This window comes from Motilimonas pumila, from assembly GCF_003596335.1.
GTDB classification, from domain to species: Bacteria; Pseudomonadota; Gammaproteobacteria; order Enterobacterales; family CBDFNC01; genus Motilimonas; species Motilimonas pumila.
Genome location: NZ_QZCH01000059.1, coordinates 1 through 5,233 on the forward strand (window position 1 = coordinate 1; position 5,233 = coordinate 5,233).

General features: G+C 43.0%; 6 protein-coding genes. 2 read left to right on the forward strand and 4 right to left on the reverse strand.

The genetic code is table 11. From position 1 onward, the window contains the following. Positions 1-284: 284 nt before the first annotated feature. Both D1Z90_RS20005 and D1Z90_RS20010 read right to left on the reverse strand, forming a co-directional pair. Entirely contained in the window at positions 285-935 is a 651-nt protein-coding gene (locus tag D1Z90_RS20005; RefSeq protein WP_232525321.1) for a helix-turn-helix domain-containing protein, read from the reverse strand. A gap of 109 nt (positions 936-1,044) precedes the next feature. Then, the gene (locus D1Z90_RS20010; protein WP_119912550.1) at positions 1,045-1,503 is read right to left on the reverse strand and encodes a carboxymuconolactone decarboxylase family protein; all 459 of its coding nucleotides are present in this window, start codon (positions 1,501-1,503) and stop codon (positions 1,045-1,047) included. 240 nt (positions 1,504-1,743) lie between these two features. Between D1Z90_RS20010 and D1Z90_RS20015 the strand changes: the two genes are divergently transcribed. Then, entirely contained in the window at positions 1,744-2,211 is a 468-nt protein-coding gene (locus D1Z90_RS20015) for a hypothetical protein (protein WP_198419275.1), read from the forward strand. A gap of 751 nt (positions 2,212-2,962) precedes the next feature. On the opposite strand, the gene D1Z90_RS21215 is transcribed toward D1Z90_RS20015, so the two are convergent. Continuing rightward, positions 2,963-3,358: a hypothetical protein gene (locus tag D1Z90_RS21215; RefSeq protein ID WP_147378811.1), complete on the reverse strand. Its 396-nt coding sequence runs from the start codon at positions 3,356-3,358 to the stop codon at positions 2,963-2,965. Positions 3,359-3,422: 64 nt separating this feature from the next. Beyond that, positions 3,423-4,100 (reverse strand): SAM-dependent methyltransferase, encoded by a 678-nt coding sequence (locus D1Z90_RS20030; RefSeq protein WP_119912552.1) that lies wholly within the window; start codon positions 4,098-4,100, stop codon positions 3,423-3,425. Between the two features lie 131 nt (positions 4,101-4,231). On the opposite strand from D1Z90_RS20030, the gene D1Z90_RS20035 reads away from it, so the two are divergent. Further along, positions 4,232-5,233 (forward strand): IS110 family RNA-guided transposase (locus D1Z90_RS20035; protein ID WP_119912553.1); only part of this gene is annotated, 1,002 nt, incomplete at its 3' end.

Consider the following 5,233-nt stretch of genomic DNA (forward strand, 5'->3'; position numbering starts at 1 on the left):
CTGAAAGAAAATCAGCGGTCTGAAATGTGAACAGCATGAGCCTTTGTCGCACTGAAAACTATTTGATCAACAACGCCCCTTCCATTCACAAAAAACGGCTTAAGCCATTGATTGAATGTATCCCCTCTTTCCAGAGCAACCCACTTACCTTAACTCGGCTTAGTTTAGGAATACTGGATTTAGGCAAGTTCAAGAGAAGGCCAGGGTTTGGCTCGGGCTTAAGTTTATTAGGTTAAGTGCAGCACAGTTATCGGTGGAACTAAACTCCGAAAGCCAATGACTCTTTATACTTGACCGGGTGTAATACATGCAATAGTGCGGAATTCTCGTGTCATATGGGCCTGATCACTGAATCCGAACTGTTGAGAAACATCTGCCAGATTTACGTTTTTATGCTGCCGTAAAAAACAGATTGCTTTTTTAATCCTTAAAATGCGCTGATAATGTTTGGGAGTCATTCCCAGCCAGAGTTTAAAAAGTCGCTCGATTTGTCGTTGGCTCAATTCAATACATTCACTCAGTTGCCCCGGAGCTTCGTCTTGCTCGATACATTCCAGTGCTTTTTCCAAAGAATCTGGAATCAAATTGGTAAAACCCAGATTTGTTTCTGCCCAGAGGTTCAGAGCTTCAATCTGCCTATCATTGTCTTTTAGCATCCGGAGTTCAGAATAAATCTGGTAGAGACCATAAAGATGATCTTGCTCTGGCAATAATAACGTTGGCTTGTCGTAGTGCTGCCCTAAGACACCATAACCCATTGCCGGATGGAAGCGGATACCTGCAAGTTGCGCTCCAGAAGCCAAAACAATGTTCTGCGCCTGTTTATTTATCGGAAGCATGATTACACCTTCTGGCAGCGCTTCATTGCCAATTTTCACCTCACCAACAAGGTTAAAAATAATGCCACTGCCTGCATCAGAATACAGTGGCCTCATTACCGAATCCGGTTGAAGTACAGATGCTGACCATATTCCCTGTATAAACGCAGACAACTGCCCCGATGGTTGAGACAGCTGAAAGTTGAATGCTTGTTTAAGCGATTTATTACGGTTTATAGCTGCCAACCTCTGGTTTGAATGTTTTGGCAATTCGGTTCCAGCTGTTGATGGCATTAATTGCAATGGTTAAATCTACAACGGCTTGTTCACCTAATGCCTGTAGCACTTTCTGATAGCTTTCATCGTCCGCAGGTTTACCTGCGGTCAAATACTCTGCCCAATCTAGCGCTGCGAGTTCTGTCTCGGAATATAGAGGCATATCACGCCATGCGCTTAAGCCAAGAATACGTTCCAGAGTTTCACCCTGACTCAATGCATCTTTGCTGTGCATATCAATACAGAAAGCACACTGGTTGATCTGGGAAACCCTCAATTTAACCAATTCCCAGATCTGGGTTGTCACTGTTTCTGAAACGCTAAATTGCGCACGTAAATAGTTTTCCTGATTCATAAGAATCTGCATTGCTTTGGATGCGAGATCGAAGTAGTTTGCGCGTAAAGTCATATCTTATCTCCTCAATAGTTATGGGAGCAAAGATAGCTTATGGCTCAAGCCTGGTATTGAATATTTTCGACATGTATTCAGCTCAAATTGGGACTACTTGAGGCCATTTAACGCCACGTTCTCACCCCCCCCTCATAATTTCTTACAAAAACAATGAGTAGACGCGCATCGCTCATTCTGATCTAGTGAATTTCGCCAAAAACACACCTTATCAAATGTATTTAATAGGAATACCTAACGATGCGTGACATTCAAATTCTACAGCAAACACTGGCAGAACAATGCCCTAACATTCACAAAAAACGACAGATTTCTCTTATACTTGCCACTAAAAGTGTGCTCAACGGTGCTGATTTAACCTTAACCAAACTTGGCAGAAAACTGGATTCTAACACCAGGGTTAAACATGCCATCAAGCGCGTCGATAGGCTGCTCGGTAACCCACAATTACACCGCGAAAAAGACACCATTTATAAGTGGCACACCCACTTAATTACACGGGCTAATCCCTGCCCTATGATTCTTGTTGACTGGTCTGATGTACGTGAGCAACTTCGTTATATGACGCTTCGGCGCCCATCGCACTCGATGGGCGTGTGGTCACAACTTTCGAACAAGTCTTTGAATACTGTTACTCATCGCGTTGTTAGCAGAAACGTTGATGAGGTGAAATGGACTTGTTGCGGTACAAGCGAAGTGGCATTTTGACTTTCAAGTCAACACAATAAAACATCGCAGAGTGCTTTCCATACCCCGCTTAAGAAAGGAAGTTAGGAGTCATAGGCGGTATCAAATTTACGAGTCCTGCTTGAGCAACTTGTTAAGGTTCTGCTTACTCAAATACTTTGAAAGAACAGAGTATTTATTTAAATGGTCGGCAGAATAAACCGGAAGTACAAACAAGTTCAATTCAGCCGCTAAATTGAACATATTGAGGCAATCTTCTTGTTTCTTGTACTTAAAGTGGATTGTCCAATTATCTTGAAACCACAACTCAATACCTAATTCATAAAAAACTATGTTTGGATAATACACTTGTTCAAACAAATTAGAGAAATACTCGCCTACTTTTGGGCTTTCTAAATAACGAGAGAACTGTAAGCGCCGCTTAGTATTACGACCGACGTACTTATACCTAATGGGTTCCTCTATATCACAAAGTTTTGACAGGAATATTTTTATACGTTTATCCCATTCTTGTTTTTGTTCATTTGTTGCTTCGTCAATAATATAGAATGAGTCTGTTTCATAAAGCCCATGAGTAATCTGCTTCTGTACAATCTTCATTGTACTTAAGAAGAAAAGAAAACTTCTCCGACAGCTCATTGTTTTCTTTCTTAGGAAGATTTCGAAACTTTCTCATAAAAACCTTAACGCCTCAAACACCGGATTGGTGAAGTTGCCGACTTTTTTGCTAAAAATAGATGACTGCTTTGCCAAGTCCGTGTGATTTGACTTGTTAACTGCTGGTACCAGTCTGATTTTTATTTTCAAACCACTCCTCAAGGTTTGGATTAACCTTTTGCCAAAATATGCCGTGATATGAAGGTTTTCGAATCTCTATAGCCACTAGCACAATTGTTGCAACTAAGCTGATGCCTATTGCAATTTCTAATGATGGCACACCCATTTTTAACGATGAAGAAACAGCCGATATAAATATGCCACTCCAAATTAACTCTGGTATTCGGGACATTCTCGTAACATTGCAAAACAAGAAAAAATGGGCAATGACAAACAATACAATAAAAGAAAGAGCCCCTGAGTACTTATATAGAGCTCCAGCTGCGACAAGCGAGGAAACGATAATACCAATATCAATTTTCGATAATCTAAAGCCTGGGTTAAATTGCATAGTTCAATTTTTCAGTTAACGCCTAAAACAGCGGGCGGCGAAGCCGTCCGACTGCCTTGCTTAGTTACACGGATTTTACTACCAACATTTGAGTGGCACCTTTTTGGAACTGATACCCAACATCAACTAGTGAGTTGGTTAAACCCACTGCATCCAATGATGATATAACCTCGTTCAAATGGGGGGATATCTCACCATCAAGTGATAATAATGGGTAAATTCTAACTTCCTTAGCAACCCTGCACAGTTCCTTGATAGAGGCTATGTGCTGCTCAAGGTTTACATGCTCGCTATAGAGGAATAAATAATGAGAGCAAAGTGCCAGCTCGAACTGTTTACCCTCAAAGCTTAGGCTTGGTAAAGATTCATGAAAATAGCGCCCCGATAGCTTGCCGGCATCAAAGTCAGCAATAAACTCATTCATAGCTTTCATTCTGATTTTACCTAGCGCTTCTACAGAAGGAATGCTTTCCCATACATACTTATCTTTGTTGATGATCATTTGAGGTATGATCTCATCGCAAACTTGGGCAATACGACTTTGCAGCTCTTCGGCCGTAAATTCATATGTAGGGTCAACAGACACTACATTTCCGCCGCGTTTGGTTAACTCCGCATTAAATGATGCAGGACCGTCGCCACAGCCAAGAATTGATTTATTGAGATCGACATTCGTTAAGGAGAAAATTTCCTGGTATTCATCAAATGATCTGCCCCAAGGCACTACATTCTTTAATTCCAATTCTTACTTCCTAGATACGTGTAGACATAATGATTCCCTGTGCACAGTGTCGACCTCCTGCATTTATCGTGGGTTAGCTAGGCCAGTGCCACACTGTTAGGTAAACGCCATAACAGATACAGGAGATCGACATGAATAATCCTAGCACCCTTTTTATCGGCCTAGACGTACACAAAGAAACCACTGATGTCGCTTATTCGTTTGATAACAACAGGGACGCGCCACACTACCACGGCACCATCCCCACCAATATTCGTTCTATAAACAAACTTATCAAACACTTACACCCAAAAGCCAGTCAATTATGTGTGGTTTATGAAGCCGGCCCTTGCGGCTTTTGGTTATATCGCCATTTGCTCAAACACAACATCGACTGTTGGGTCGTCTCCCCTTCTCTCATTCCCAAAGCCCCCGGCGATAAAATTAAAACCGACCGCCGTGATGCCATTGCCCTCGCCAACGTGGCTGCCAGTGGCATGGTCAGCCCTATCCATGTACCCAACGCTGAGGATGAAGCCGTGCGAGACTTAGTTCGCTGCCGTGAAGATGCCATGATAGACCTGCGCCAAGCCCGTCAACGTTTAAAGTCCTTCTTACTGCGTAACGGTCACCCCTGCTCCGGCCGAAATAATTGGAATGACGCTTATAAACGCCATCTCGCCGATATCCATTTCCTACCACCTGCCAAGAAAATCGCTTATCAGGATTACATCAACACGGTTGAAGAGCGCCAGCAACGGCTACATCACATTGAACAAGCCCTCGAAGTCGTGGCGAAAAAGTGGTGTTGGTTTCCTTTGGTTCAGTTTCTTACCACCTTAAGAGGCATTCGCTTTATCTCTGCCATGACCTTGGTCGCTGAGCTCGGGGACATGCGCCGGTTTAATAGCCCTCGCTCATTAATGCACTTTATTGGTTTAACGCCTTCTGAATACTCCAGCGGCCAACGGCAAAAACAAGGCGGTATTACCAAGTGTGGTAACACCCATGCTCGGCGAATATTGATTGAAGCCGCGTGGGCTTATCGCTTTTCGCCTAAAGTCTCCCGTGAGCTACTGAAACGACAAGAGGGCCATTCACCCAAATTAGTGAAGCGCTCCTGGGAGGCTCAGTTAAGATTGTGTCGCCGGTTT